This window comes from Paraburkholderia sp. BCC1876, from assembly GCF_902833695.1.
Classification (GTDB): domain Bacteria; phylum Pseudomonadota; class Gammaproteobacteria; order Burkholderiales; family Burkholderiaceae; genus Paraburkholderia.
Genome location: NZ_CADFGI010000018.1, coordinates 1 through 25,124, shown reverse-complemented (window position 1 = coordinate 25,124; position 25,124 = coordinate 1). Strand labels below are relative to the sequence as shown.

The 25,124-nt window shown below is 62.2% G+C and carries 23 protein-coding genes and 1 pseudogene; 16 read left to right on the top strand and 8 right to left on the bottom strand.

The window, feature by feature from the left end; all coding sequences use genetic code 11:
* Positions 1-75: 75 nt before the first annotated feature.
* On the top strand, positions 76-690 hold the full coding sequence (locus HWY05_RS36370) for a 2-hydroxychromene-2-carboxylate isomerase (protein WP_176061342.1): 615 nt from the start codon (positions 76-78) through the stop codon (positions 688-690).
* A gap of 63 nt (positions 691-753) precedes the next feature.
* Here the strand turns inward: HWY05_RS36370 and HWY05_RS36365 are convergent, their stop codons facing one another.
* Complete coding sequence (locus HWY05_RS36365; RefSeq protein WP_176061341.1) at positions 754-1,632, bottom strand: NAD(P)-dependent oxidoreductase; 879 nt, start codon at positions 1,630-1,632, stop codon at positions 754-756.
* Positions 1,633-1,998: 366 nt separating this feature from the next.
* Between HWY05_RS36365 and HWY05_RS36360 the strand changes: the two genes are divergently transcribed.
* From HWY05_RS36360 to HWY05_RS36325, 8 genes and pseudogenes are all read left to right on the top strand, one after another.
* On the top strand, positions 1,999-2,469 hold the full coding sequence (locus HWY05_RS36360) for a hypothetical protein (protein ID WP_176061340.1): 471 nt from the start codon (positions 1,999-2,001) through the stop codon (positions 2,467-2,469).
* A gap of 140 nt (positions 2,470-2,609) precedes the next feature.
* A complete protein-coding gene (locus HWY05_RS36355; RefSeq protein WP_176061339.1) occupies positions 2,610-3,335 on the top strand; it encodes a haloacid dehalogenase type II in 726 nt (241 codons plus the stop codon).
* Between the two features lie 26 nt (positions 3,336-3,361).
* Positions 3,362-4,087, top strand: coding sequence for a haloacid dehalogenase type II (locus tag HWY05_RS36350; protein WP_176061338.1), 726 nt, complete (start codon positions 3,362-3,364; stop codon positions 4,085-4,087).
* Positions 4,088-4,131: 44 nt separating this feature from the next.
* Entirely contained in the window at positions 4,132-4,629 is a 498-nt protein-coding gene (locus tag HWY05_RS36345; protein ID WP_176061337.1) for an Lrp/AsnC family transcriptional regulator, read from the top strand.
* 408 nt (positions 4,630-5,037) lie between these two features.
* Positions 5,038-6,123, top strand: coding sequence for an aminotransferase class I/II-fold pyridoxal phosphate-dependent enzyme (locus HWY05_RS36340; RefSeq protein ID WP_176061336.1), 1,086 nt, complete (start codon positions 5,038-5,040; stop codon positions 6,121-6,123).
* Positions 6,120-7,340 carry an MFS transporter gene (locus tag HWY05_RS36335; RefSeq protein WP_244146794.1) on the top strand — a complete coding sequence of 407 codons (1,221 nt, stop codon included), beginning with the start codon at positions 6,120-6,122 and terminating at the stop codon, positions 7,338-7,340. Before HWY05_RS36340 ends, HWY05_RS36335 begins: the two co-directional genes overlap by 4 nt.
* Before the next feature lie 54 nt (positions 7,341-7,394).
* Positions 7,395-8,257 (top strand): annotated as a pseudogene (locus HWY05_RS36330) (carboxyl transferase domain-containing protein).
* Positions 8,258-8,260: 3 nt separating this feature from the next.
* Positions 8,261-10,294 carry a biotin carboxylase N-terminal domain-containing protein gene (locus tag HWY05_RS36325; protein ID WP_176061335.1) on the top strand — a complete coding sequence of 678 codons (2,034 nt, stop codon included), beginning with the start codon at positions 8,261-8,263 and terminating at the stop codon, positions 10,292-10,294.
* Between the two features lie 13 nt (positions 10,295-10,307).
* Here HWY05_RS36325 and HWY05_RS36320 read toward each other — a convergent pair whose 3' ends face one another.
* Positions 10,308-12,371, bottom strand: coding sequence for a pyridoxamine 5'-phosphate oxidase family protein (locus HWY05_RS36320; RefSeq protein WP_176061334.1), 2,064 nt, complete (start codon positions 12,369-12,371; stop codon positions 10,308-10,310).
* Between the two features lie 59 nt (positions 12,372-12,430).
* Positions 12,431-13,075, bottom strand: coding sequence for a glutathione S-transferase family protein (locus HWY05_RS36315; protein ID WP_176061333.1), 645 nt, complete (start codon positions 13,073-13,075; stop codon positions 12,431-12,433).
* 142 nt (positions 13,076-13,217) lie between these two features.
* On the opposite strand from HWY05_RS36315, the gene HWY05_RS36310 reads away from it, so the two are divergent.
* Positions 13,218-14,147 carry a LysR family transcriptional regulator gene (locus tag HWY05_RS36310; RefSeq protein ID WP_176061332.1) on the top strand — a complete coding sequence of 310 codons (930 nt, stop codon included), beginning with the start codon at positions 13,218-13,220 and terminating at the stop codon, positions 14,145-14,147.
* Here HWY05_RS36310 and HWY05_RS36305 read toward each other — a convergent pair.
* From HWY05_RS36305 to HWY05_RS36290, 4 genes are all read right to left on the bottom strand, one after another.
* Complete coding sequence (locus HWY05_RS36305) at positions 14,144-14,560, bottom strand: organic hydroperoxide resistance protein (RefSeq protein ID WP_176061331.1); 417 nt, start codon at positions 14,558-14,560, stop codon at positions 14,144-14,146. The genes HWY05_RS36310 and HWY05_RS36305 overlap by 4 nt on opposite strands.
* Positions 14,561-14,639: 79 nt before the next feature.
* A complete protein-coding gene (locus tag HWY05_RS36300) occupies positions 14,640-14,972 on the bottom strand; it encodes a DUF4148 domain-containing protein (protein ID WP_035561593.1) in 333 nt (110 codons plus the stop codon).
* 265 nt (positions 14,973-15,237) lie between these two features.
* Complete coding sequence (locus tag HWY05_RS36295; protein WP_176061330.1) at positions 15,238-16,590, bottom strand: epoxide hydrolase family protein; 1,353 nt, start codon at positions 16,588-16,590, stop codon at positions 15,238-15,240.
* 253 nt (positions 16,591-16,843) lie between these two features.
* Positions 16,844-17,776, bottom strand: a complete 933-nt coding sequence (locus HWY05_RS36290; protein ID WP_176061329.1) for a LysR family transcriptional regulator — start codon at positions 17,774-17,776, stop codon at positions 16,844-16,846.
* 149 nt (positions 17,777-17,925) lie between these two features.
* On the opposite strand from HWY05_RS36290, the gene HWY05_RS36285 reads away from it, so the two are divergent.
* The 3 genes from HWY05_RS36285 (at position 17,926) to HWY05_RS36275 (ending at position 21,300) form a co-directional block, all read left to right on the top strand.
* The gene (locus tag HWY05_RS36285) at positions 17,926-19,221 is read left to right on the top strand and encodes an MFS transporter (RefSeq protein WP_176061328.1); all 1,296 of its coding nucleotides are present in this window, start codon (positions 17,926-17,928) and stop codon (positions 19,219-19,221) included.
* 97 nt (positions 19,222-19,318) lie between these two features.
* A complete protein-coding gene (locus HWY05_RS36280) occupies positions 19,319-20,068 on the top strand; it encodes a creatininase family protein (RefSeq protein WP_035561605.1) in 750 nt (249 codons plus the stop codon).
* Between the two features lie 200 nt (positions 20,069-20,268).
* The gene (locus tag HWY05_RS36275; RefSeq protein WP_176061327.1) at positions 20,269-21,300 is read left to right on the top strand and encodes an alpha/beta hydrolase; all 1,032 of its coding nucleotides are present in this window, start codon (positions 20,269-20,271) and stop codon (positions 21,298-21,300) included.
* Positions 21,301-21,386: 86 nt separating this feature from the next.
* On the opposite strand, the gene HWY05_RS36270 is transcribed toward HWY05_RS36275, so the two are convergent.
* A complete protein-coding gene (locus HWY05_RS36270) occupies positions 21,387-21,926 on the bottom strand; it encodes a thioredoxin family protein (RefSeq protein WP_176061374.1) in 540 nt (179 codons plus the stop codon).
* 273 nt (positions 21,927-22,199) lie between these two features.
* On the opposite strand from HWY05_RS36270, the gene HWY05_RS36265 reads away from it, so the two are divergent.
* From HWY05_RS36265 to HWY05_RS36255, 3 genes are all read left to right on the top strand, one after another.
* Positions 22,200-22,571 (top strand): GFA family protein, encoded by a 372-nt coding sequence (locus HWY05_RS36265; protein ID WP_176061326.1) that lies wholly within the window; start codon positions 22,200-22,202, stop codon positions 22,569-22,571.
* Between the two features lie 126 nt (positions 22,572-22,697).
* Positions 22,698-23,438 (top strand): response regulator, encoded by a 741-nt coding sequence (locus tag HWY05_RS36260; protein WP_176061325.1) that lies wholly within the window; start codon positions 22,698-22,700, stop codon positions 23,436-23,438.
* Positions 23,435-24,772, top strand: coding sequence for an ATP-binding protein (locus tag HWY05_RS36255; protein WP_176061324.1), 1,338 nt, complete (start codon positions 23,435-23,437; stop codon positions 24,770-24,772). The genes HWY05_RS36260 and HWY05_RS36255 overlap by 4 nt, the downstream gene beginning before the upstream one ends.
* Positions 24,773-25,124: the final 352 nt, after the last annotated feature.

Below are 25,124 nucleotides of genomic sequence, written 5' to 3'. Positions count from 1 at the left end.
GGCACATGCTGCAGACAGAAATAAAAATAGCGAGGCGCGATGCCTCGCTACCAAACGACCGGTTTCGGAGAACCCATGACAAGCCCCGATTTCACGACGCGCCCTTCACTGCAGTTCTGGTTCGATTTCGGCAGCACTTACAGCTATCTGAGCATGATGCGCATCGAGGCGTTGGCGCAGCAAAGCGACGTCGCAATCGAATGGCGTCCGTTCTTATTGGGTGCGATCTTCAGGTCGTTTGGCTGGGACAACTCGCCGTTCGTGTTGCAGAAAGAGAAGGGCGCTTACGTATGGCGCGATATGGTTCGCCAGTGCGAGAAATACGACCTGCCCTGGACCCAGCCCAGCGAGTTTCCGCGCCGGGCACTGCTTCCGCTGCGCGTCGCGTTGGTTGGTGCGCAGCAGCATTGGATCGGGGCGTTCTGCAAGCGGATGATGCAGATCAACTTCGTCGATGACAGGCATATCGACGATCCGGACGTCGTCGCGCAGGCGCTGAGCGAGCTCGATTTGCCGGCAGAAGAGATCATCGCCACCGCACTGTCTGAGCAAAACAAGCGCGATATGCGCGCGCAAACGGACGAGGCGGTGCGGCGCGGTATTTTCGGCGCGCCTACGTTCTTTGTCGGTGACGAAATGTTCTGGGGCAACGATCGTTTAGAAGACGCGATATCGCTAGCTGCTCGATAAAGAGCGACGCAATGTCACACCGCGCGCACACCGGCACCTATCACGCGCCAGCGAACAGCACGATCAGCTTAGCGAGCGGGTACGCGCTTCAAGCGCCCGGACCACTGCAATCATGTCGTCCTTGTCGTACCCCAATGCATGGGTTTCGCCGAATAACGCATAGCACGCGTCCAGTAGCGGTGACGCCACTTTGGCTTCTCGCGCGGCTTCGGCAATGAGCCGATTGTTCTTCAGAACGTCGGTGATCGACGCTTGAACCGTGAAGTCGCGATCCACCAGCTTGAGAGACTTGACGCGCGAGATACTGCTAGCCATTTGCCCCGCATCGACGACCGCGCGGAATTGCTGCATGTCCAGGCCATGATGGTCGGCAAAGTGAGCCGCCTCGACGAGCCCGGTCATCGAGGTAATCAGAAAGATGTTGACCGCCAGCTTCATCAGCAAGGCATTCGGCACCGGTCCACACACAAAAGTCTCGCGGCAGACGGGCTTGAGCAGCGCGCGGACTGCTTCGATCACGTCGGCGTCGCCGGCTAGCATGGCCACGAGTTCTCCCGCTTCGGCGGGTTTTCTCGAACCGGAAACCGGTGCTTCGACATAGAAGCCGCCCGCAGCGCGAATGTCGGCGTCGAGCGCGCGCGAGTACTCGGGCGAGGTCGTGCCCATATGCAGGATCGTGTGCCGAGCGACGTTGGCCTCGAATTCAGGTGTGCCGCGGCCGAGTACCGAGTCGATGGCGTCGCCGTGAGCGAGCATCAGAATGACGACCGAGGTTCGTCTGAACACGTCGGCCGGGCTGGCCGCCACCGTTGCGCCCAATGCGCGCAACGGTTCGACGCTGTCGAGCGACCGATTCCAGACAGTCAGCGGCGTGCCCGCCCGGATCAGATTGAGCGCCATAGGCTGGCCCATGACACCGATACCGATGAAACCCAGATCCATGCTTATCTCCGTTGCCGGTCCGCAACCGGGTTCGGCATGCGAGATCATCCGGCGCTTATCGAAAGAATCATGTCAGGTACAGCATGCGGCGGCAAAGGAAAAAATGTTGACGACAGATGAGGCGCACTCACCTCATTTCCCGTACTCAAGGCTTGCCGCAGACGGCAGCGCGACCGCCCGGCCTCCGCTTCGCATTCGTTTGATAGGGATAGCTAGATCGTTGCCATCGCTATCGGCTATCCTTACTGCCGCATTGGACCGGGCGAGATCGACATGTTCTCGTTGATGCTGTTCCGGGGCTCCGGCCACTGCAAGACACCACCGCAAGACACTTACAACAACATACCGCGAGTACCTGGACCGACCATGCTACGCCATACCCTCCCGAGATCCCGGCGCGCGTTCGCCTGCCTCATGCTGACTGCGATTGCCGGCGGACTCACCGCCTGCAGTGACGGGATGTCGGATACCGACATCGCCTTCGTGACCGCCGGCACGCCGGCTCAATTCCAGTCAATCCGAATGTACGGCGCCGTGCCGGAGAACCTGGCCCCGGGCGCCGGCAATACGCATACCACCGGCCGGTTGCGCCAGGCGTGCCAGGCGATGATCCGCGCGGGAGGTCGCGATGTGCGGGAGACGGTGATTCTCGAAGACGAGCCGGGCGAGTCCTTCGATCTCGATGCCACCCGTACCGCCGACGGCTGGACCGTGACCTCCGACGGACTTCGGCCGCCGAGCGTCGACCCCGTCGGTTTCCGCACACGCTTCACCACCTGCGTGAACGCGATCCGCGACAAGTACGCGGCCGAGCCGGAAAAGGCGCCGTTCAAATAAGCCCGCCGGACAGCAGAATCTGCTGTCCGGCTGCGCTCGCGCGAAACCGGCTGCCGCTGGCGCCCTTCACTTCGGCTACCCCTGCTGCCACGAGTCAATACACTGTGAGTTCATTCTGTGAACCCACAAAAGGACCTGGCATGAATCTCACCGACTTCAATACGCTGACGTTCGACTGTTACGGAACGTTGATCGATTGGGAAACCGGCATTTTCGAGGGGCTGCGGCCGCTTCTGGAACGTGTGAAGCAATCGCTGACACGCGATCAGGTACTGGAAGCGCACGCGCGGCACGAATCGTCGCAACAGAAGTACACGCCGGCCCGGCGCTATCGGGATCTGCTGCCGATCGTCTACAAGCGGCTCGCCGAGGAATGGCAAGTGCCGTTCACGCTCGCCGATTGCGTCGCGTACGGCCAGTCGGTGCAGAACTGGCCGGCGTTCGACGACTCGGTCGCCGCATTGCAGTACCTGAAGAAGTACTACAAGCTCGTGATTCTGTCGAATGTGGACAATGAGAGCTTTGCGCATAGCAACGCGAAATTGCAGGTCGAGTTCGACGCGATTTTCACCGCCGAAGACGTGGGCTCGTACAAGCCGTCGCCGCGCAATTTCGATTACATGCTGGAGAAGCTCGGCGAGCGCGGCATCGCGAAAGACAAGATTCTGCATACGGCCGAAAGCCTGTTCCACGATCACAAGCCCGCGAACGGGTTCGGTCTCGCGTCGTGCTGGATTTATCGCCGTCACGGGCAGGAGGGGTTCGGCGCCACCATGAATCCGGGCTTGCAGCCGAAGGTGGATTTCCGCTTCGACAGCATGGCCGATCTGGTCAAGGCGCATCAGGACGCTGTGCTGCAGAAGTAATGGCGACGACTCTTGGGGAGGCTGCGATGCGACTCACGGATTTCAGGGCGCTGACCTTCGATTGTTACGGCACGCTGATCGACTGGGAGCGCGGTATCACGGCCGCGCTTGCGCCGCTGGTCGAACGCGCCGGCAAGCCGTTGACGCGCGACGAGGTGCTCGAAGCGCACGCGCGCCATGAATCGCAGCAGCAGCGCTACACGCCGGAGATGCCGTATAGCGATCTGCTTGCCGTCGTGTTCAGGCGACTGGCGGAAGAATGGGGTGTCCACGCAGCGGCAAACGAAGCCGCGGCCTATGGGCAATCGGTGAAACAATGGCCCGCGTTTCCCGACTCCGCGAGCACGCTGCAATACCTGAAGAAGTACTTCAAGCTGGTGGTGTTGTCGAATGTGGACAATGAGAGCTTCGCGCATAGCAACGCGAAATTGCAGGTCGATTTCGACGCGGTGATCACTGCCGAAGACGTGGGTTCCTATAAGCCGGCGCGGCGCAATTTCGACTACATGCTCGATCTTCTGCCGTCGCTCGGCGTGCGCAGGGACGAAGTGCTGCATGTCGCGGACAGCCACTTTCACGATCTTCAACCGTGCAGCGAACTCGGTCTCCGATCCTGCTGGATCTACCGCCGCTTCGAACAGCGCGGTTTTGGCGCGACCGTGCGCACGGTGGGTGAACCCGCGGTCGAGTTCAAGTGGACGAGCATGGCGCAACTGGTGAAGGCGCACCACGAAGAACTCAGCAAAGGGTGAACGGATCACGCAGCCAGCAGCATCAGCCGACGCGAGAGCACGACATGAGCATTCGACAAAAACTGGACAGGATCGACATCAAGATCCTGGCGGAGCTGCAAAAGAACGGCAACATCACGAACGCGAATCTGGCGAATGCGGTGGGGCTTTCGCCGAGTCCGTGCCTTCAGCGTGTCAAACGGCTCGAGGCGTCCGGCGTGATCTCGGGCTACGGCGCGCATATCAACCTGTCGAAATTGACGAGCACGGTGACCGTCTTTACCGAGGTGATGCTGAAAGACCATCGGCGTGAAGATTTCATCCGCTTCGAAGCAAACGTGCATGAAATCGACGAAATCACCGAATGCCATCTGGTCAGCGGCGGCTACGACTACCTGCTGAAGTTTCTGGTGGGCAATATCGGCCACTATCAGGAGGTGGTCGAGAAGCTGCTGGATCTGAACCTTGGGATCGAGAAGTACTTCAGCTATATCGTCATTCGCTCGCCGTTCGTGAAGCATGCCGCGCCGCTCGAACGGTTGTTGACGGATGATGAGACATAAAGCCGGTCGCCGACGTGTGCCGTTTGAGCGGACGGTGCGTATGCGCCCTATTCGGCAGCGGCCTTTCAATCAGATTAAAAAATGCGGATTGATAGTTTTGCGTATTAGGTTTTTCTGAAAACGGATCAATAGAATAATTATTCGATATAGCGATAATGCGTTGATTTCGCCTGAAAACCGCATGAAAACATAGCGCCTTATCAAGGCAGCTATCGTTATATCGAAAAATTATTTAGGTTTATTTCCGGGGGAAAGTTAGGCTTGCTGCATTGAATATCGGTCGTCCAGATCCGATTCAGCCTGATTTTTAACCTGCGGCCACCGGGGTTGATAAATAACCCTATCGCATAGCGTGATCCGTCTCTTCGGAGTGCGGGTCGGCGCCGGCTGGTCATCTCCGGACATTCCATGCATTTATTCTCTAATACAAAAAAGGCTATCCAGATCAGCAATAATTTCTGGGACGTCACCACCCAGGCTGGATTGGCCAATATCGTCTCCCGCAATCTGAACGACGGCGTGCATGAAGCGATTGCCACGGGAAAATCGTTTCTCAACATGTCGTCGTATTCGTACCTCGGATTAGACTCGCATCCGGCTATTCTGCGGGCGGCGGCCGATGCCGTGCTGGAAACCGGTTCTCTCAATACGTCCATTTCCAGAATCCGGGTGCAGTTCGATATTCTGCAACGCGCGGAAGAAGCGCTGGCGGAGTTGGTCGACGCCGACGTGCTGACCACGCCCTCGTGCGCCGCGGCGGCGGCGGCGAGCTTGCCCTTGCTGGCCTCCGGCGCATTGACCGACGAGGTCGCGCCGCTAATGGTGTTCGACAAGAACGCGCATTTCTGCCTGAACCTGATGAAGCCGATTTGCGCCGACGAAGCGGAAGTCGTCACCCTCCGGCACAACGATCTCGAGGCGCTGGAGGACCTTTGCAAGACCCGGCCGCGCGTGGCTTACGTCGCGGATGGCGTCTACAGCACCGGCGGCCAGCCGCCGGTCAGGGAATTGCTGCAATTGCAGGACAAATACGGCCTGTTCCTGTTCTTCGACGAAGCGCATGGTTTCTCGACCCTGGGGCGGCATGGCCGTGGACTGGTGCTCGAAGAGATGGGCGCGATCAACGACCGGACCCTGATCGTCACGTCGTTGAACAAGGGCTTCGGCGCGTCGGGCGGCGCGATCTTTCTCGGGCCGCGTCATAACCACCAGCGCCATAACCTGGCCACGCGTTTCGGCGGCCCGATCACCTGGTCGCAACGTATCAATACCGCGGGTCTGGGGGCGATCATCGCATCCGCGGCGATTCATCGGTCGGACGCGTTACCGCAACTGCAAAACCGCTTGCAGGACAACGTCCGCTATTTCGACGAACAGATCGAATCCGATAGCCGCGGTGACGGATTGCCGATCCGTTTCATTTCCATCGGCTCCGAAGACAATACGATTTTCTTTGCGAAAAGCCTGCTGGAGCAAGGCTTCTACACGTCATGAGTGACAAGCCTGCTGTCGCCGCCGACGCACCGCTGGAAAACGCCGCCTCGGCGTTTCGCGCGATGGCGCTGGCGTGCCTGATCGTCTTCATGGCGCAAATGGCGACGACGGTTTATCTGCCGTCTTTGCCGATCGTCATGCGCGAGTTGAAGATGACGCAGAGTGCCGTCGAGTTGTCGATCTCCGCCTACGTGATCGGCGCGGCGCTACCGGTCCTGTTCTGGGGTGCCGCCGCCGAGCGCTGGGGAAGACGCGGGCCTTTGCTGATTTCGCTGCTGCTGTTCGTGACCAGCAGTCTGCTGCTCGCGAGCTGTACTTCCGCACTGGCGTTGCTGGTGTTGCGCGCCAGTCAGGGCATTGCGGGCGGCGGCGCCGCGATCATCGCCCGCATCATCGTGCGGGATAACTGGCGTGGCGACGAACTGGCGCGGCGGCTTTCCGTGTTGTCGATCGCCTTCATCACGGCGCTGGGCGGCGGCCAGTTTATCGGCGGACTGATCGGGCAGTACAGCCATTGGCAAGCGGGTTTCGTGCTGATGGCCGTGACCGCCGCGCTGGCGATCGGCATGTCGTATTCGTTGCCGTTGAAGACGGGGCGCCGCACAGCCGCCACCTCGGCCATGGCCGCGACCTACTGGGCGGTGCTGCGACGCCCCGGGTTCCTGTGGCCGGCCTGCGCGGGCGGGCTGGGATTCGCCACGACCGTGACCTTGCAGGAAGTGAGTCCGTTCGTGTTCCAGGAGCATTTTCGACTGCCGGTGACGGGCTTCGGCAGCATCGGCCTGCTGATCGGCGTCGCCTATTTCAGTGGCGCGATGCTGGTCAATCGCCTGGTGAGCCGGTTCGGCGGCGCGCGGCTGATGCATGCCGGCGCGACGCTGATCGCGCTCGCGACCACGCTGATGCTGGTGTCCTGGCTGGGTGGCCTGCTGAATCATTTTGCCGGCCTGTGGATTTTCATCGCGCTGTATTGCCTGACGATTTTCGGCCAGGCGGTGCTGTTTCCCAACAGCATGGCGACCGCCGTCAGCGACGCCCACGACTACGGCGCGCATGCAATGGCCCTATGCGGCTTCCTGCAGCAAGGCTTGGCGGGCGTCGCCGCGACGGTCTCGGTGCTACTGCATCACGACGGTACGTGGACGCTAGCCGTGTTCGCGCTCGGTGCGCTGACCCTGCTTCAAGTGAAGTTGAAAGTAAGAACCCGATCGCTTTGATGCGCCGGTGCCGGCCGGATGACGGCCGGTCCGTCAAAAACAGGAATACCGATCATGTCACGTATCGAATCACGCATCCCGTCGTCGGGAGAAGCGTTTATCAGGAACATGGCGGCCTTTGGCGCATTGCGCGAGCAGATCGACGCCGTGCGCGAAGCGGCTGTACTCGGCGGCGGTAAGGAGGCCCAGGCGCGTCAGCGAGCCCGGGGCAAGCTGGCGTCGCGGCAACGCATTTCGTTGCTGCTCGACCCCGGCACGCCGTTCATGGAGATCGGCCAACTGGCGGCCCATGATGTCTACGATCACGCGGTGCCGTGCGCCGGCATTGTCACGGGCATCGGGATCGTCGAGGGACACGCGGTGGCGATTTTTGCCAACGATGCTTCGGTGAAGGGCAGCACTTACTATCCGCTGACTCTGCGCAAGCATTTGCGCACCCAGCAGATCGCGCGGGAGCAGGGCTTGCCGTGCCTGTACCTGGTCGATTCCGGCGGTGTCTATCTGCCGTTGCAGGAAGAGATCTTTCCGGACGAACATCACTTCGGAAAGATCTTTCGCAATATCGCCGAAATGTCCGCGATGTGCGGCCGCTCGATCGGCCCGCAATTGATGGCGATGTGGCCCAACGCCAAGACCTCGGTCGTGGGCGGCGAACAGGCTGCCACCGTATTGGCCTTGATCCGCGCGGAACAGGCGGCGAAACAGGGCACTTCGTTTACGCCGGAAGAGGAAGAGGCATTCAAGCGCCCGATTCGCGAGTCCTATGAGCGCCAGGGGAAGCGCTCTACGTCGCCGCGCGAATGTGGGTGGACGCCATTGTCGACCCTGCCCGGACCCGCGAGTGGCTCACCTTGAGTCTGGCCCTCGCCGCGGCAGCACCCTTCCAGGAAACCCGCTTCGGCGTCTTCAGGATGTAACCCATGTTCAAACGAATATTGATTGCGAACCGCGGTGAAATAGCCCGCCGCATCGCCCGAACCTGCCGGCGCCTGGAGGTGGAATACGTGTCGGTCTATTCGGCGGCGGATCGCAACGCGGCCCATCTCGAGGGCGCGGTCGAGCGCGAGCCGATCGGCGAGGCGCCCGCGAGCAGCAGCTATCTGAACGCCGAAGCGATCATTGCCGCGGCGCTTCGCACCGGCTGCGAAGCGATTCATCCCGGTTACGGCTTTCTGTCGGAAAACGCGGCGTTCGCGGCGGCGGTCGAGCAGGCCGGCCTGGTCTTTATCGGGCCGGACGCGCGGACGATCGACAGTATGGGCAACAAGGCAACGGCCAAAAAAATGCTGGCCGGCGCCGGTGTGCCGGTCGTGCCCGGTTCGAGCGAGGCGACCGAATCGCACGGTCTGATTCGCGAAACCTGCGAGGAGATCGGTTACCCCGTCATTCTCAAGCCGGTGGCGGGCGGCGGCGGCAAAGGCATGCAGGTGGTCACGGAGGGCCGCGAGCTGGCCGCGGCGATCGATGCGGCGATCCGTATCGGCAAAGCGAATTTCGGCGACGGCCGTCTGCTGGTGGAGCGCTATATCGCCACGCCGAGGCATCTGGAGGTGCAGATAGTCGGCGATAGCCATGGCAACGTGGTGCATCTGTTCGAGCGCGAGTGCTCGTTGCAACGACGTCACCAGAAAATCGTCGAAGAAGCGCCCGCCAGCAATCTGCCGGCGGACGTGCGCGCCAGGTTGCTGGCCGCGGCAGTGCGTGGCGCGCAAGCCATCGGCTACGTCAACGCCGGCACCTTCGAATTCATTCTTGCGCCGGACGATCAGTTTTATTTTCTGGAGGTCAATACCCGCCTTCAGGTCGAACATCCCGTGACCGAGGCGATTACCGGCCTCGACCTGGTCGAGTGGCAATTGCGGATAGCGGCGGGCGAAGCGTTGCTGTTGCAGCAGGACGCGATCCGCTTTGCCGGCCACGCGATCGAATGCCGGGTCTACGCGGAAGATCCGGATCAGGGTTTCTGCCCGATGCCCGGCGAAGCGTTGCGGGTGCAATGGCCGGATAGTTGCCGCGTGGATGCGGCTTTTGACCGGCAGGGACCGGTGCCGTCGTTTTACGACCCGATGGTCGCCAAGTTGATCGCGTATGGCGCGAATCGGCCGGAGAGTTTGCGGCGGCTGCTGGCCGCCATCGCGGAGACGACCCTGCTCGGCTTGACGAGCAACCTTGGGTTTGCCCAACGCGTGCTGCGCGACCCGCGCGTACAGGCAGGGCAGATCGATACGCATCGGGTGGATGAATTCATCGGTCGTGCCGCGCCGCTGTCCGCGATCGAGCCGGCTGTCGCATGCGCGGCTTTCGTGGACAGCGCCGACGCGATCGCGGCCGCCGGCCACGAAGCGCGTTCGCCATGGGCCGGCAGTATCGGTCCGCTGGACCGGATCGCGCTGGATCCTGACGCGCCGTTGGGCAGGCTGACCTATCAGTGCCAGGGCCAGGCCTTGCAAGCCGGCTTGCTCCGGCATGACCACGATGGCGCGGAAGTCGAGGTGGCGCAGCAGCGTTTCGCGGTAAGCGGAACGCAAACCGGCGGCTTATGGAAAGGCCGCATCGGCGAGCGGGTTTGGGCCGCCGCCAGGTTCGGCGATGTTCTGGAATTGAACGTGGCGGGCACCCGGGTTCAATTGCTGACTCGCCAGGATGTGGCGGGCGAGCTCGACAAGGCAAACGGCGGCGATGTCGTCACGCGCATGCCGGGCGCCGTGGTTGCGCTGCCCATCGAGATCGGCGCCCGGGTCGAGCAGGACGATGTGATCGCGATCGTGGAAGCGATGAAGATGGAGAATCGCATCTACGCGCCGGCTGCCGGCACGCTGAGCGCGCTGCACTGCCGCCTGGGCGACATCGTGGCGGCGGGGCAAAACGCTGGCCAGCATCGCAACCGGCACGGCGTAGTTTTAATGTTCCCAGACCCGCTTGCATGCGTCGCTCGTCGAGGTCGAGGTCCATGACGCCGTCAGTGCTTTAAAGATCGAGCACCACCGGGCCGGATTCCGCCGCATCCGGCCTGCCGACGCACAACAACGCGCAACCTGCTTCGATATCCGCCGCGACCTCGCCCTGATACGCAACGCGGCCTTTTTGCAGGCGTGTCGAACAGGTGCCGCATTCGCCGATCCGGCAACTCGATTCGACCGGTATGCCGTTGGCTTCGGCCAACTCCAGCAACGTGCCGCTTTGCGCGGACCACTGCACCGTGCGTTGCGAGCGCGCGAAGATCACTTCGGCGGTGTGCGCCGGAATGGTCGAAGCAGTGGGCGCCGAGGCGGCGGAAATCGTCGGCGTGCGCTTTACGCTGGCCGGTCCGAACGCCTCGAAACGGATACGTTCGTCCGGTACATTCAACGCCCGCAAGCCGTTGTACAGGTCGCTCATGAAAGCAGCGGGGCCACACAGATAGAAGTCGTAGTCGTCGAACGGCAGCAGCCGTTTCACCATGTCGATTTCGACACGGCCGGCGCGTGTTCCATCTAGCGCGACAACCGACGAATCGCCCGAGCTGTTCAGAAGATGCACCGCGACATGCGGATGCGCCGACGCGATCTGCTGCAACACGTTCGCGAAAGGCCGGTCCTGCGAAGTACGAGCGCCGTGAATGAAGTACACCGGCCGGGTCGACCGTGCCGCGATCAGGCTGTGCAGAATCGCCGTCATTGGCGTAATGCCGATACCCGCCGACAGCAATACCGCGGGCCGCGTACTCGCGGCGTCGAAGGTAAAAGCGCCGCGCGGCGTGCGTGCCTGAACGCGCGTGCCGACCTTGGCGTGTTCATGCAGCCACGTCGACGCGACCCCCTCGCGCTTGACCGAAATCCGGTAACGCAAACCGTCGCTCGCAGCGGACAACGTGTAGGTGCGCACCAGCGGCTGATCGCTGCCTGCAACGGGAATCCGGATCGGCAAATACTGACCCGGTTCGAACGCGGGCAGCGTACGGCCGTCCGCTGCCTGCAGATAGAACGAGCGAATTCCCGGCGTTTCTTCCTGCACGTCGACCACGTTGAACGTGTGCCATACGTTCGCGGGATTCTCGACTTTTACCGCCGCAGGTTCGCTGCGCATCGACGCGAATTGCGACGCGTACTCGACCGGCGACCAGCGAAACGGCAACACACCCGGCGTGCGCCGCACTTCGCGCACATGAAAGCGCATCAGCCGTTCCGCACCGGCAACGCTCGCGACTTCCGCGCCTTCCCAGATGATTTCCGCATCGACCGCGATATAGACCAGATCGCCGCTCGCGAAATCGACGAACAGCAAACCGGCGCGCGGATCGTGCACCAGGTTGCCGAGCGTGTTGAAAAAACGGTTGCCGCTAAAGTCGGGCACGGTCAGCGTGCCGGCTGCGTCGATATGCACAAAGCCCGGCATGCCGCCGCGATGCGACACGTCCACGCCGCGCGCCGAACCGGCGTCGTCGGCGCCGTTGGCGCTTGCAATGAAAAACGTATCCGCGTTTTGCAGCAGCACGCGATCGGCGTCGCTTAACTCGGTCGAGCGGGTTGGCGGCAGCAGCGGTTCGGCCGCGTCGCGCGCAATAAAGCTTGGCGTGCGGCTCTGAATGTACTTCGGGCAGTTGCCGAAACTCTGGCTGACCCTCAGCGTGACCGCGTTTTCATCGAGCGACGTGATTACGCCGTTCACGCGATTGCGGCGGCGCGTTTCCGGTTGCACGCCAAGCCCACCGATCATTGCGCCGACTTGCCACGTGCCCGCCAGCGGATCGCCGGGCAGCGCGCTGCCGGCAATGCGTAGCGTGCGCGCGTCCAGCGCTGACACGAAGCCCGGCGCGCCGACGCGCAGGGTTGCCCACGGCTGACCGGAAGCGTCGATGCCGCCCAGCACCATGAACGGCCGCTCCGCGAAGAACTGTTGATGCTGCTCCGGCATCTCGGTGCGAATGCTGCGACGGCCGACCGAGTTCGCAAAGTCGACGACGCCGGCGCGCGTCTGCACCGCCAGTTCGCCGGCGTGAAACGGCGAACCCGGCGTGGAGAGATCGGCGAGGGGAATGTAGACATCGGACATGAGAGAGCCTCTGCGCGTCGCGGCGAATAACGTGGGAATAGACGGCTGGGTTCAGCGCATCAAGCGTCGGCCAGCAAGCCGGCCTTGCTCGCCGGCATCGCGACGAATCCCGGCAGGGCCTCGACACGTCGCAGCCAGGCACGCAGATTCGGATACGGCTCGAGCGACACGCCGCCTTCCGGCGCATGCGCGATATACGCGTGCGCGGCGATATCGGCGATGGTCGGTTCGTCGCCGGCCGCGAAGCGCTTGTGGGCGAATTCCGTTTCGATCACGTTGAACAGATTCACCGCGATCGACTTGGCGGTCTCGTGATCGTAGGGCGCGCCGAACACCGTCACGAGTCGCGCACGGCACGGGCCGTAAGCGATCTGACCGGAGGCGAGCGACAACCAGCGTTGCACGGCGGCCGCGCCCAGCGGATCGGTCGGCAGCCACGAGGCGTCGCCATAGCGCTTCGCCAGATACACCAGGATCGCGGTCGAATCGAACAGCACGACGTCGCCGTCTTCGATTACCGGCACCTGGCCGAACGGGCTGATCGCGAGAAATTCGGGACGGCGGTTGTCGCCGGCTTTCATGTCGATCGGGACGATCTCGAACGGCAGACCCAGCATCGTGAGAAGTTGCCTGACGCGATGACCGTGACCCGACAGCAGCGTCGTGTGAAGGCGGATGGGGGCGGCGGGTTGCGTGGTAGGCATGATGGGGATCCGAAAAAGTTGAGATGGGCTGGCGTCGAAAAAATGCTGTATCGATGCTTGACCTGAAGAGTAGTCAGTGCCGATCGGTTCCGAAAGGGGGATAATTGGCGAAACATAATCCCCTGATAATGGACAATCGGTCATGGCTGACGTACGCGATGTGAATCTCAACCGGCTGGCGGTGTTCGTGGCCGTGGTGGAAGCCGGCTCGCTGACCGGCGCGGGCGAGCGGCTCGGCCTCGCGAAAACCATGGTCAGCAAGCACATGCAGCGGCTGGAGGTGGAGGTGGGCGCCAGCCTGCTGGTGCGGACCACGCGGCGGCTCAACGTGACCGAAGCGGGCCGGACCTTTTACGACGCCAGTTGTCTGGTGCTGCGCGCGGCAGAAGAGGGTTTATCGGCGATCGCGGGCGAGGTCGGGCCGTTGCGCGGCATGCTGCGTGTGAATGCGCCGATCGACTACGGCTCGCTGTTCGTGGCGCCGGCGCTGGTGGAGATGCGGCGCGCGCATCCCGAGCTGGAGGTCGACCTGCAATGCGTCGATCAATACGTCGATCTGGTGGGCGAGGGGATCGACGTGGCGATCCGGTTAGGGCGGCTCGCCGATTCGAACTACCGCGCGGTGAAGATCGGCGAGTTCGTCAAGTGGATGGTGGCGAGTCCGGCGGTGGCGGGCGCCGACGGCGAGCACACGGAACTGGCGACGCTCGCCGGCATGCCGTATGTCGCGGTGGCCACGTTGCCGCGGCCTTTGTCGGTGGCGCTGGAACATCGCGATGGACGCAAGGACAGCCTGCGTTACCCAACCGCGTTTCTGACCAATACCGCCACGGCGTGCCGGGCGGCGACGCTGGCGGGCGGCGGCGTCGCGCTGCTCACCGATTTCTCGATCGCGCACGACGTCGCTGCGGGTCGCCTGGTGCGCTTGCTCGACGGCTGGACGACGGCCCCGGCAAGCATTCAGGCGATTTTTCCCGCGACGAAGTTTCCGTCGCGCAAGGTCAGGGTGCTGATCGACGCGGTCAGGGCGCAGTGGGAGGCGACGGCCGGCGCGCGCTCGGAGGTGATCTAGACGAGCGTGATCGTGACGTCCACATTGCCGCGCGTGGCCTTGGAATACGGGCAGGTTTGGTGCGCCTGGTCGACCACGGCCTGAGCCACGTCGGGAGCGAGGCCGGGCAGGCTCACGTTCAGGCGCGCCTGGATGAAATACGCGCCTTCGGTGGTGCCGAGGTCCACTTCGGCATCGACCTGGGTGTCGGCGGGCAGCGTCACTTTCAACGCGCGGGCGGCGAGGCCCATCGCGCCGATAAAGCAGGCCGACCAGCCGGCCGCGAACAGTTGCTCCGGGTTCGTGCCCGCGCCCGAGGAACCCGGGGACGAGAGTTTGATGTCGAGCCGGTTGTCTGAACTGCGCGCGGCGCCGTCGCGTCCGCCGGTCGTGTGGGTCTTCGCGGTGTACAGCACATTTTCGATGCGGGTCATGAGGGTTTGCTCCAGTTGAGTTGGCAATGCGGGCTCAGCGGCCGGTCCGCGCGCGGCGCGTCCACGGCCGCCGTATGACTTACTGGCCGAAATACACCGGCTTCAAACCGTCGAAAGCTTGCGCGTGCGAAGTGACCCGCGCGCCGGATTCCGACGAGCTGCTGTGCGTACCGCCCACGCCCGTGTTCCCGCCATTCTGTGCGGCGACGCGTGCCTCGGCGGCGAGGATGTCGGCGGGATAGGTCGTGTCCGAACTGCGCGACGGGTTGTAGCCGGCCTGTTCCAGTTGCACCAGTTCCGCGCGAACCTGAGCACGGGTGACGGGTTGATTCGACTGGGCGAACGAAGCGAGCGGAGCGGCGAGCGCGACGGCGACGAGAGCGGCTTGAGCGACTTGAGCGAACGATTTCATGATGAATACCTCGAGCGTTGAATAGGGCCTGCCGGCAACTTGCAGTGCTTGCCGGGTCTGTGGTGTCCGGCGATGCATCTGTGTTCGGCATGGGTGTATTGGAACGTCTGGAGGTATCTGGCTTGTGTCTGGTCGAGGGGTGTTTTGAATCGGTGTGTGTCTGTGTTTTCGCGGGATACAGTGCGATACAAACTCATGAGGCGGTGAATCGGAACAGCACGAGGACATGGCGCGAAAAGCGACTCTCCGCGCCATGTCAAAACCGTTACGTACGCAGCGGTCTTAAGCCCGCCCGCACTTCTTCAGCGAAGATTTGCGGCTGTTCCCATGCGGCGAAATGGCCGCCTTTCTCGGGGCGGTTGTAATAGATCAGGTTGTGATACGCCCGCTCCGACCAGCTCTTCGGCGCCTGATAGTTCTCGCCGGGAAAGGCACTCACGGCGGCGGGAATGGAGACGTCGGCGGCGGCGTAAAAGTTGAAGTGCGACTCCCAATAGAAGCGTGCCGCGGAAACGCCCGTATTCGTCAGCCAGTACAGCGTGATGTCGTCGAGCACGTCGTTCAGTGTCACGTCGCTTGAGGCGTGTCCGTTGATCGTGCGCCCGAGTACGGCCGACGTGAGTGCCGCCGCAGGTTGCCCATTACCGTCCGGGTGATCGAGCAGCCAGCTTGCCAATGCAATGGGCGAGTCGGCCAGACCGTAGAGCGTTTGCGGACGCGTGCCCTGCTCCAATGCGTAGGCGCGTCGCCTGGATAAGGCGCTTAACTGGTCGTAGGCGAGCCTTTCGTCGGCGGAAAGACTGGCGGGCGGCGGATCGTTGACCTGAAGCGCCTTGGCGATGTCCGGTGGAATCGTCGCAGGGAAGTTGACGTGAATGCCCATCAATTCCGGCGGCGCCTGTTTCGCCATGACGTTCGCCACGATCCCGCCGAGGTCGCCGCCTTGCGCCGCGAATTTCGCGTAGCCGAGGCGCTTCATCAGTAAGACCCACGCGCGCGCGGTGCGCTCCGGACCCCAGCCGATCGTGGTGGGCTTGCCGGAAAAGCCGTAGCCCGGCAGCGACGGAATGACCAGATGAAACGCGTCCGATGCGCTCGCGCCATGCGCGGTCGGATTGGTCAGCGGATCGATGATCTTGAGCTGTTCGATCACCGAGCCAGGCCAGCCATGCGTGACGATCAGCGGCATCGCGTTTTCGTGTTTCGACCGGACGTGGATGAAATGAATGTCGAGCCCGTCGATTTCGGTGACGAAATTCGGCAGCGCGTTCAGTTTCGCCTCGCATTTGCGCCAGTCGTAATCGGTCGCCCAATGTTGCGCGAGCGTCTGAATCGTGGCGAGCGGCACGCCTTGCGAGTCGTCGTTGACGATCTCACGGTCCGGCCAACGCGTCGCTTTGATGCGTCGCCGCAGGTCGCTGAGCTGCGATTCCGGCACGTGAATACGAAGCGGACGAAGCGCGGTTTTGTCGCCTCCCGGCGGCGTCGCGATGTCGGTAATGGACTGATTGCCGTCGGCAAAAGCGAGCTGACTCAGCGAGCCCGCGGCAACGGCCGCCGCCGCGACGCCGACAAAGCGGCGGCGTGACGGCGATTCGGGAAGGGTGGTGTTGGGCATACGATTTCCGATGGGAGGAAAGGCAGGTTGTCGGAAGGAGTCTCGTCGCTGAAGGCGCTGCTGTTGCCGAACGCTGGACGAGTGGAGACAACCTGCCACGCGGAGTGCGCTCCGCGTGGGCGTATTGGAACGCGCCGATGTATCCCGCCTGTTTCCGTGAAGCACGGTTTCTGCAAGCGCGTGTATCGATCTACCCAGTAGATACGTTGCGATACAAAGGGGCAAGCCTGGGACTGGGTCGGCGTCGGCGTGCCTAAGCGCGTTTGGCGTCGTCTTGCTGCGCGAACATGCTCATGCGGCGCAAGATCCACTCGAGCAGTTCGTGCGCGGCGGCGACCAGCGGCCGGCCGGATTTGACGAGCACGCGCGCCTTGGCGCCGCGAAATAGGGGATGGTCGATCGGCACGATCGTCAGCTCGCCAGCCGCGATCTCGCGATACGCGGCGAACTCGCCGACCAGGGTTACAAAATTATCGGACGCGACGATCCGCTTGAGCCCGGTCAGCGAATTCGTGGTGAGGGTGGCGCGTATTTCAATGTTCTCGGCGAACTCCAGCATCTTCGCCGCATGACCGATGCCGAAGGTGGCCGGCATCAAGGCCAGCGGATAGGCCAGCACCTCGTGAATGCTGGCCGCGCCACCTCGTACCGCCAGCGGGTGTGTGGGCCGCACCAGCAGCACCACGGGCTGCGCCGAACTGGCCCGATACTCGACACGCGGATCGGGCGGCGGATTGTAGGCGAGGCCGATATGCGCGCGGCTTTCCGCCACTTCGTTCAGCAGGTCGTCGACGGGCAGCATCTGCACGCCGATCTCCAGCTTCGGGTAGCGCGCACAGAACGGCGTGAGCACTTCGTCGACCAGCATGTCGATATAGCCCTCGCTGATCGCCAGTTGCACATTCCCCTGTTGCAGGCCCTTCAACGCATGAAGCCGGTCTTCGAGCTTTTCCTGTTGCGACCGGTAGCCGCGCCAGAACTCGAGCAGATGCGCCGCCGCCTCGGTGGGCTTGACGCCGCGCGCCTGACGCTCGAACAGCGTCGTGCCGAGTTCGTCCTCCAGCAGCCTGATTTGCCGCGTAATCACGGACGGCGACGTGTTCAGGCTGTCCGCCGCGCCGCGAATCGTTCCGTGCGTCAGCACTTCGTGGAAATACCGCAGGCGTTGCTGATTGATTTCGCGCATGGTCGGGCGTTTCGCTTCCGTTTGGGCCGAGGCTAGTGTTGCTCTGTGGGCAACGATACGTGAACTTAGTTGCTGTTGCTAGTTGCATTTGGCGTTGCCAAACTGGCTTTACACGATGAGCCGGATACAACGTTGAAATGGAGACTGGAATGGCCGCAACTCAGACCGCACTCGCAGGCGACGAAGTGTCCGCCCTCTATGACCGGCTCAACTGGCGGCTGCTGCCGTTTCTGCTGGTCTGCTATCTGTTCGCTTATCTGGATCGCGTCAACGTCGGCTTCGCGAAGTTGCAGATGCAAAGCGACCTCGGTTTTTCCGACGCCGCCTACGGTGTCGGCGCCGGCATTTTCTTTCTTGGCTACGTGCTGTTCGAGTTGCCGAGCAACCTGATGCTGCCGAAGATCGGCGCGCGCAAAACGTTTTTCCGCATCCTCGTGCTGTGGGGCATTACGTCGGCCTGCATGCTGTTCGTTCGCAACGTGCCGATGTTCTACGGCATGCGCTTTCTGCTCGGCATCTTCGAAGCCGGTTTCGCGCCGGGCATGATCTTCTATCTGTCGCGCTGGTACGGTCCCACGCGTATGGCGCGGGCGATCGCGATTGTGTTTCTTGCCGGGCCGATCGGCGGGATTGTCGGTGGGCCGTTGTCGGCCTGGCTGATGACGCGCCTCGCCGGCACCGCCGGTCTGGCCGGCTGGCAGTGGATGTTCCTCGCCGAAGGCTTGCCCTGCATCGTGATGGGCGTGCTGACGCTGTTCGTGCTGTCGGATCGGCCCGCCGACGCCAGGTGGCTAAGCGACGACGAGAAGCGTCTGCTCGCGGCCGAACTGGGTCCGGTCCCGGAGGGCCGTCATTCGTTCAGGGACGTAGCGCGCAACCCGAAGATCTATCTGCTCGCTTGTGCCTATTTCTGCATCATCGCGTCGATCTATGCGATGAGCTTCTGGCTGCCCACCATCGTCAAATCGCAAGGGGTGGACGACACGATCCGACTCGGCTGGTACGCGGCGATTCCTTATATCGGCGCTGCGTTCGGCATGGTCTATATCGGCCGTCGCTCGGACGCACGCGGCGAACGGCGCTACCACAGTTCGGTGCCGGCGCTGCTCGCGGCGTTGTTGTTGTGTGCGGTGGTGCTCAGCGACGGCCATCTGTTCGTCACGCTCGCGCTGCTGACACTTGCCACGGCCTCGCTCTGGATGGCCTATACCGTGTTCTGGGCGGTTCCGTCCGAACACATCAAAGGCGATGCGGCCGCGGGCGGCATTGCGCTGATCAATACGATCGGCCTGTCCGGTGGATTCTGGGGGCCGGCCATTCTCGGCTGGGCCAGGACGGCGACCGGCAATCTGCATCTCGGTCTGTTGATCGTGGCGGCGCTGGCGTTGTGCGGTGCAGGGTTGTTGTATGGGTTGTTGGCCGTTAAGCGGCCGCCGTCGACGTGATGCGATGCGCAGGTACAAACCGCGCCGATAAACCCGCATCCCCAAGCAACTCAACATGCCGTATTCCACCCGGAAACGGCGAAGCGGAGAACCTCAAATGCTTTTACATCTGTCGACCTGGGCCGAAGTCGGCCAATACCTGACACGCAGCCGCTCGATCGTCGTGCCGATCGGTTCGAACGAACAACACGGTCCCACGGGCCTGCTGGGCACCGACTGGTTGTGCCCGCAAATCATCGCGTACGAAGCCGAGAAACGCGCCGACCTGCTGATCGCGCCGACCTTCAACATCGGCATGGCGCAGCATCACCTCGCGTTCGCGGGCACCATTTCGCTGCGACCGTCGACCTTCATTGCCGCCATTGGCGACTGGACCCGATCGCTCGCGCTGCACGGCTTCGAGAAGATCCTGTTTCTGAACGGTCATGGCGGCAACATCGCGTCGATCGAAGCCGCATTCTCCGAACTGTATGCCGAGGCCAGCTTCGCGCGGCGTCGCGCGGGCTTCGCGCTGAAGCTGTGCAACTGGTGGGACCTCGAAGGCGTCGGCGAACTGGCGCGCGAGCAATTTCCGACCGGGCACGGCGCGCATGCCACGCCGTCCGAGATCGCGATTACGCAATGGGCGCTGCCCGAGTCGATCAGGCACGCGGCCTACAGTCCGCAGATCGCGCCGTCGGGGCCGATCCGCGAAGCGCTCGATTTTCGCGCGCGCTTTGCCGATGGACGGATGGGCTCCGATCCGGGTCAAGCTTCGCAGGAGCGGGGCGGCGCGCTGGTCGAACTGGCCGCGCAAAGCCTGATCCGCGAGATGGAGGCGTTCAGTCGCGAAAGCGTGCCGGACTGAAAAACCGCGCGGCGTTGTCGTGGGTTTGTATCGCACTGTATCCGTAGCGTCGTACGGTACATAAGGATTCACCAGGGCTCTTTCCCGACATAAGCGGGATACGTCCGCGGCGTCTAATGGTTTCAAGGGTTTCAAGGCCAGTTCGTTTCTTCAACAACGAATGGGCTTTTCAAAGCGCAACTACATTAGGGGAATTAGCCATGTCGGATCAGATCAATACCCGGCGCCGTCGTTTGCTCGGCACGACGATTGCGGGGCTCAGCCTGCTGGAACTGGGCCTGAGCGGAATCGCCAACGCGCAGTCCAACGACACGCCGGCGGGGTCCCGCCTCGTGTCGTTCGACAACCTGAAGCAGGTCGACATCGGCACGCTTAGCATGGGTTACGCGGAAGCCGGTCCGCGTCATGGTCCGGTGGTGATTCTTCTGCACGGCTGGCCTTACGACATCTACAGTTTCGCTGAAGTCACGCCGTTGCTCGCGGCGGCCGGCTATCGCGTCATCGTGCCGTATCTGCGCGGCTACGGCACCACGCGGTTTCTGTCCGCGGATACGCCGCGCAACGGGCAGCAGGCGGTGGTCGCTGTGGACATCATCGCGCTGATGGATGCGCTGAAGATCGACAAGGCGATTTTCGGCGGCTTCGACTGGGGCGCGCGCACGGTGAACATCATTGCGGCACTGTGGCCGGAGCGATGCAAGGCGATGGTGTCGGTGAGCGGCTATCTGATCGGCAGCCAGGAAGCGAATCGCACGCCGTTGCCGCCGAAAGCGGAACTGGCCTGGTGGTATCAGTTCTATTTCGCCACGGAACGCGGCTATGCGGGTTACGAAGCGAACCGCCACGACTTCAACAAGCTGATCTGGCATACGGCCTCGCCGAAATGGAATTTCGACGACGCGACGTTCGAGCGTTCGGCCGAGTCGTTCAACAATCCGGACCATGTCGCGGTGGTGATCCACAACTATCGCTGGCGTTTGGGGCTGGTCAAGGGCGAGCCGCAATACGACGAGCTGGAGAAGCGTCTCGCCACGGCGCCGACTATTGCCGTGCCGACCATCACCATGGAAGGCGACGCCAACGGCGCGCCGCATCCCGATCCGGCTGCGTACGCGAAGAAGTTCACCGGCAAGTACGCGCATCGCAACATTGGCGGCGGTATCGGCCATAACCTGCCGCAGGAAGCGCCGAAAGCGTTCGCCGATGCGGTGATCGACGTTGCCCATCTTTAATACGGTGAGCGACTCGGACGAGTCGCTCATAAAAAACGGGCCGCAGCGATAGGTTTATCGCTGCGGCCCGTTCGACCATTTGCGCGTTACTCTTTCTGCGCAAGCAGTGCCTGAATGGCCGCTTCGGTCTTGGCGTAGTCGCCTTCGCCGAAGTGCGTGTAGACCAGCTGGCCTTTCCTGTCGATCAGATAGAACGCGGGCCAGTACTGGTTGTTGTAAGCGCTCCACGTTGCATACTGGTTGTCCTGCGCGACCGGATAGGTAATGCCGAAACGCTTGATGGCGGTCTTGACGTTATCCGTATCGCGCTCGAACGGGTACTCGGGGGTGTGGACGCCGATTACCGTGAGTCCCTGATCCTTGTACTTCTGATTCCAGCTTTTCACATACGGCAGCGTGTTGATGCAGTTGATGCAGGTATAGGTCCAGAAATCGACCAGCACGACCTTGCCGCGCAGTTTCTGGATCGTGAGCGGATCGCTGTTCAGCCATGTGCTGATGCCGGTGAACTCCGGCGCGCGAGGGCCCGTCTTGAGCGGCTCCGCGATGGCGGCCGTACCAATGACCGCGGTGGCGGCGAATGCGGCGGTCATGGCCAGCGTTTTCAGTCGATTGAGATTCAGCATGTTGTAGTCCTTTCGGGGCGAGTAGTAAGTGGCGAATGCAGGCGCCATCCGGCAGACCTGCTTGCGGATCGAACGGCGTAGCGGAGAAGAACTCATGGCCGTCGTGCCGTTGATCGCATGGCTTTATTGGAACGCTCGCGGGTATCTGGCTTGTGTCGGCGGGTGTGTCCCGGTGCAATGTTTTGTGTCTGGCGACAGGGCAGATACATTGCGACACAAATCACCCGGCAAGCCGCGCTATAAAGCAGTCATTGCCTGATCACGGAGAGCTGTATGAGCGCCAATGTATTGAAAGGGTCCTGCCATTGCGGGGCCGTCAAATTCGAAATTCGTGCCCCGATCGAACCCGCCGGGCGCTGCAATTGCAGCCTGTGCCGCCGCAAGGGCGCGCTGATGACGCCGCTGTTCCCCGCGAATGAATTGACGATTCTTCAGGGCGAAGAGGACCTCACGCTGTACCAGTTCAACAAGCGGGTGGCGAAGCACTATTTCTGCCGCCATTGCGGTATCTACCCGTTTCATCAGACGCGTAAAGACCCGCTGCTGTGGCGCGCCAATATCGGTTGCCTTGACGGGATCGACCCGTATACGCTGGAAGCCGGTGTTGCCAACGGCGCCAGCCTGTCCGTGGTGGAGGACGCATGAGGCGGCTGCTGTCGATCATCGCCTTCGTGGCAGGCGGCCTGGCCGCGGAATTAGCGCACCCGGTGCAGTGTTCGTTGCTCAATTCGAGCCGGGTGCAGGTGAAACGTCAAAAGAGATGATGCGTTGATGGACACGACCGACCATGTACTGATCGTCGACGACGATCGCGGCATTCGCGAACTGATTGCCGGCTACCTCGAGAAGAATGGCATGCGCGTCTCGCTCGCGGCCAACGGACGGCAGATGCATGCCGCGCTGGAGCACGGCGCGCCGGATCTGATCGTGCTCGATCTGATGATGCCGGGTGAAGATGGCCTGGTGCTGTGCCGCGAACTGCGGGCCAGCAAGTTCCGGTCGGTGCCCGTGCTGATGCTGACGGCTCGCAATGAAGAAGCCGACCGTATTCTCGGTCTGGAAATGGGCGCGGACGACTATCTGCCCAAGCCGTTTGCCGTGCGCGAACTGCTTGCGCGGATTCGCGCGATACTGCGCCGCGCGCGCATGCTGCCGCCCGGCATGCAGGTCTCGGAGTCCTCGCAGATGCTGGGATTCGGCGACTGGCGGCTCGATACGACCGCGCGCCATCTGCTCGACGCGGAGGGCACCATGGTCGCGTTGAGCGGCGCGGAATACCGGTTGCTGCGTGTGTTTCTCGATCATCCGCAGCGCGTGTTGACGCGCGATCAGTTGCTCAATCTGACCCAGGGTCGGCAAGCCGATCAGTTCGACCGCTCGATCGATCTGATGGTGAGCCGCTTGCGTCAGCGCCTGCGCGACGTGGCTCGCGAGCCGCGTTACATCAAGACGCTGCGCAGCGAGGGTTATGTGTTTTCCGCGGCGGTCAACGTGATCGAGGACGAGCAATGAACGCGAGTGCCTGGCTGCATTGGCCGCGCTCGCTGTTCGCGCGGCTGACGGTGATTCTTTTCATTGGTCTGGCGTCGGCGCAGGCGTTGTCGTTCTGGCTCACCATGACCGAACGCGACCAGACGATGACGAACATCATGACTGGTTATATCGAACGGGAAGTGACGAGTTCGGTCGCGTTGCTCGATCATTTGCCGGCCAATGAGCGCGCGCAATGGTTGCCGCGTCTCGCGCGGCGCAGCTACGAATTTATTCTCGGGCCTGGCGTGAGCGGCGGCCCGGTCGATGCGAATTTGTCGGCACGAATTGCCGCCTCCATTTCCGATGGGATCGGGACCAACTATCCGCTGACGGTCAATGCGGTGCCAGGCGACGACGAGCGCTTGCAGGTTCATCTGAAGCTCTCGGACGGCGCGCCGTTGACGATCGATCTGCGGCCCATGTCGAGCGCGCCGCTGTCCGGTTGGCTGTTATCCGGCTTGCTGCTGCAATTGATCGTGCTGATTGCGTGCTGCTGGCTGGCGGTGCGATTGGCGACACGTCCGCTGCATGAATTGGCCGTCGCCGCCGATACGCTCGGCCCCGATCTGAAGGCGGCGAGGTTGTCGGAGAAAGGGCCGTCCGAAGTGGCGCGCGCCGCGCGAGCGTTCAACGCCATGCAGGACCGCATCGCGATGTACATGACCGAACGCATGCAGATTCTCGCGGCGATCTCGCACGACCTGCAAACACCGATCACCCGTATGCGATTGCGCGTTGACGTGATGGAAGGCGAACCTGAAGGCGCGAAACTGCGTCAGGATCTGCAGGAAATGGAAGCGTTGGTGAAAGAGGGCGTGACGTACGCGCGGACGTTGCACGGCGCGACGGAGGTGCGCTGCCGTATCGATCCCGACGCGCTATTCGACAGTCTGGTGTGCGACTACGTCGACGCCGGACAGTCGGTGTCGTTGCAGGGATCGTTCGGCGCGCCGATCATGACGCGGCCCCAGGCGTTGCGTCGCATTGTCGGTAATCTCGTGGACAACGCATTGAAGTTCAGCGGCGCCGCCGAGATCCAGGTCGCGGCGTTGCACGATGGGCAGGCCACGATCACCGTGTCGGACCGCGGCCCCGGTATTCCCGCCGAGTCGCTGGAGGCCGTATTCGAACCGTTCTTCCGACTCGAAGCATCGCGTAATCGCAATACGGGGGGAACCGGTCTTGGTCTCGCCATCGCAAGACAACTCGCTCTCGCAATGGACGCGACGCTCTCTCTGCACAATCGCGAGGGCGGCGGACTGGAAGCGAGACTCACGTTGAAGAACTTGAGCGAGACGGCGAAAAGGCCGTGAAAAAAATATTTCGCGAATAGGGTTGACCAATGAAATCTCAGTCTGCATAATTCGCCTCCCGTTAGATGACGGACGCGAAGAAAGCAGAGCTTCTGAGCAAAATGATCTTTAAAAATTAACAGCCGATAAGTGTGGGCGCTTGATGCGAGACGCGAGGTGGATCTTTCGGGATCTGCCGCAAAGCGAAAGTATCAAGTCTCACACAGTAATGAAAGGAAGGTTTGGCCGTCGAAAGACGATCGAACAATTCGTCAGTACGTTGAGTGAGCGACCGGTTCTTAACGGAACCGAAAAACAGTAACAGGTTTGAACTGAAGAGTTTGATCCTGGCTCAGATTGAACGCTGGCGGCA

What these genes read in the sequence shown, in the direction of transcription:
- HWY05_RS36370 (WP_176061342.1), top strand. Translation starts at nt 76, where the DNA reads ATGACAAGCCCCGATTTCACGACGCGCCCTTCACTGCAGTTCTGGTTC.
- HWY05_RS36365 (WP_176061341.1), bottom strand. Translation starts at nt 1,632, where the DNA reads ATGGATCTGGGTTTCATCGGTATCGGTGTCATGGGCCAGCCTATGGCG.
- HWY05_RS36360 (WP_176061340.1), top strand. Translation starts at nt 1,999, where the DNA reads ATGCTACGCCATACCCTCCCGAGATCCCGGCGCGCGTTCGCCTGCCTC.
- HWY05_RS36355 (WP_176061339.1), top strand. Translation starts at nt 2,610, where the DNA reads ATGAATCTCACCGACTTCAATACGCTGACGTTCGACTGTTACGGAACG.
- HWY05_RS36350 (WP_176061338.1), top strand. Translation starts at nt 3,362, where the DNA reads ATGCGACTCACGGATTTCAGGGCGCTGACCTTCGATTGTTACGGCACG.
- HWY05_RS36345 (WP_176061337.1), top strand. Translation starts at nt 4,132, where the DNA reads ATGAGCATTCGACAAAAACTGGACAGGATCGACATCAAGATCCTGGCG.
- HWY05_RS36340 (WP_176061336.1), top strand. Translation starts at nt 5,038, where the DNA reads ATGCATTTATTCTCTAATACAAAAAAGGCTATCCAGATCAGCAATAAT.
- HWY05_RS36335 (WP_244146794.1), top strand. Translation starts at nt 6,120, where the DNA reads ATGAGTGACAAGCCTGCTGTCGCCGCCGACGCACCGCTGGAAAACGCC.
- HWY05_RS36325 (WP_176061335.1), top strand. Translation starts at nt 8,261, where the DNA reads ATGTTCAAACGAATATTGATTGCGAACCGCGGTGAAATAGCCCGCCGC.
- HWY05_RS36320 (WP_176061334.1), bottom strand. Translation starts at nt 12,371, where the DNA reads ATGTCCGATGTCTACATTCCCCTCGCCGATCTCTCCACGCCGGGTTCG.
- HWY05_RS36315 (WP_176061333.1), bottom strand. Translation starts at nt 13,075, where the DNA reads ATGCCTACCACGCAACCCGCCGCCCCCATCCGCCTTCACACGACGCTG.
- HWY05_RS36310 (WP_176061332.1), top strand. Translation starts at nt 13,218, where the DNA reads ATGGCTGACGTACGCGATGTGAATCTCAACCGGCTGGCGGTGTTCGTG.
- HWY05_RS36305 (WP_176061331.1), bottom strand. Translation starts at nt 14,560, where the DNA reads ATGACCCGCATCGAAAATGTGCTGTACACCGCGAAGACCCACACGACC.
- HWY05_RS36300 (WP_035561593.1), bottom strand. Translation starts at nt 14,972, where the DNA reads ATGAAATCGTTCGCTCAAGTCGCTCAAGCCGCTCTCGTCGCCGTCGCG.
- HWY05_RS36295 (WP_176061330.1), bottom strand. Translation starts at nt 16,590, where the DNA reads ATGCCCAACACCACCCTTCCCGAATCGCCGTCACGCCGCCGCTTTGTC.
- HWY05_RS36290 (WP_176061329.1), bottom strand. Translation starts at nt 17,776, where the DNA reads ATGCGCGAAATCAATCAGCAACGCCTGCGGTATTTCCACGAAGTGCTG.
- HWY05_RS36285 (WP_176061328.1), top strand. Translation starts at nt 17,926, where the DNA reads ATGGCCGCAACTCAGACCGCACTCGCAGGCGACGAAGTGTCCGCCCTC.
- HWY05_RS36280 (WP_035561605.1), top strand. Translation starts at nt 19,319, where the DNA reads ATGCTTTTACATCTGTCGACCTGGGCCGAAGTCGGCCAATACCTGACA.
- HWY05_RS36275 (WP_176061327.1), top strand. Translation starts at nt 20,269, where the DNA reads ATGTCGGATCAGATCAATACCCGGCGCCGTCGTTTGCTCGGCACGACG.
- HWY05_RS36270 (WP_176061374.1), bottom strand. Translation starts at nt 21,926, where the DNA reads ATGCTGAATCTCAATCGACTGAAAACGCTGGCCATGACCGCCGCATTC.
- HWY05_RS36265 (WP_176061326.1), top strand. Translation starts at nt 22,200, where the DNA reads ATGAGCGCCAATGTATTGAAAGGGTCCTGCCATTGCGGGGCCGTCAAA.
- HWY05_RS36260 (WP_176061325.1), top strand. Translation starts at nt 22,698, where the DNA reads ATGGACACGACCGACCATGTACTGATCGTCGACGACGATCGCGGCATT.
- HWY05_RS36255 (WP_176061324.1), top strand. Translation starts at nt 23,435, where the DNA reads ATGAACGCGAGTGCCTGGCTGCATTGGCCGCGCTCGCTGTTCGCGCGG.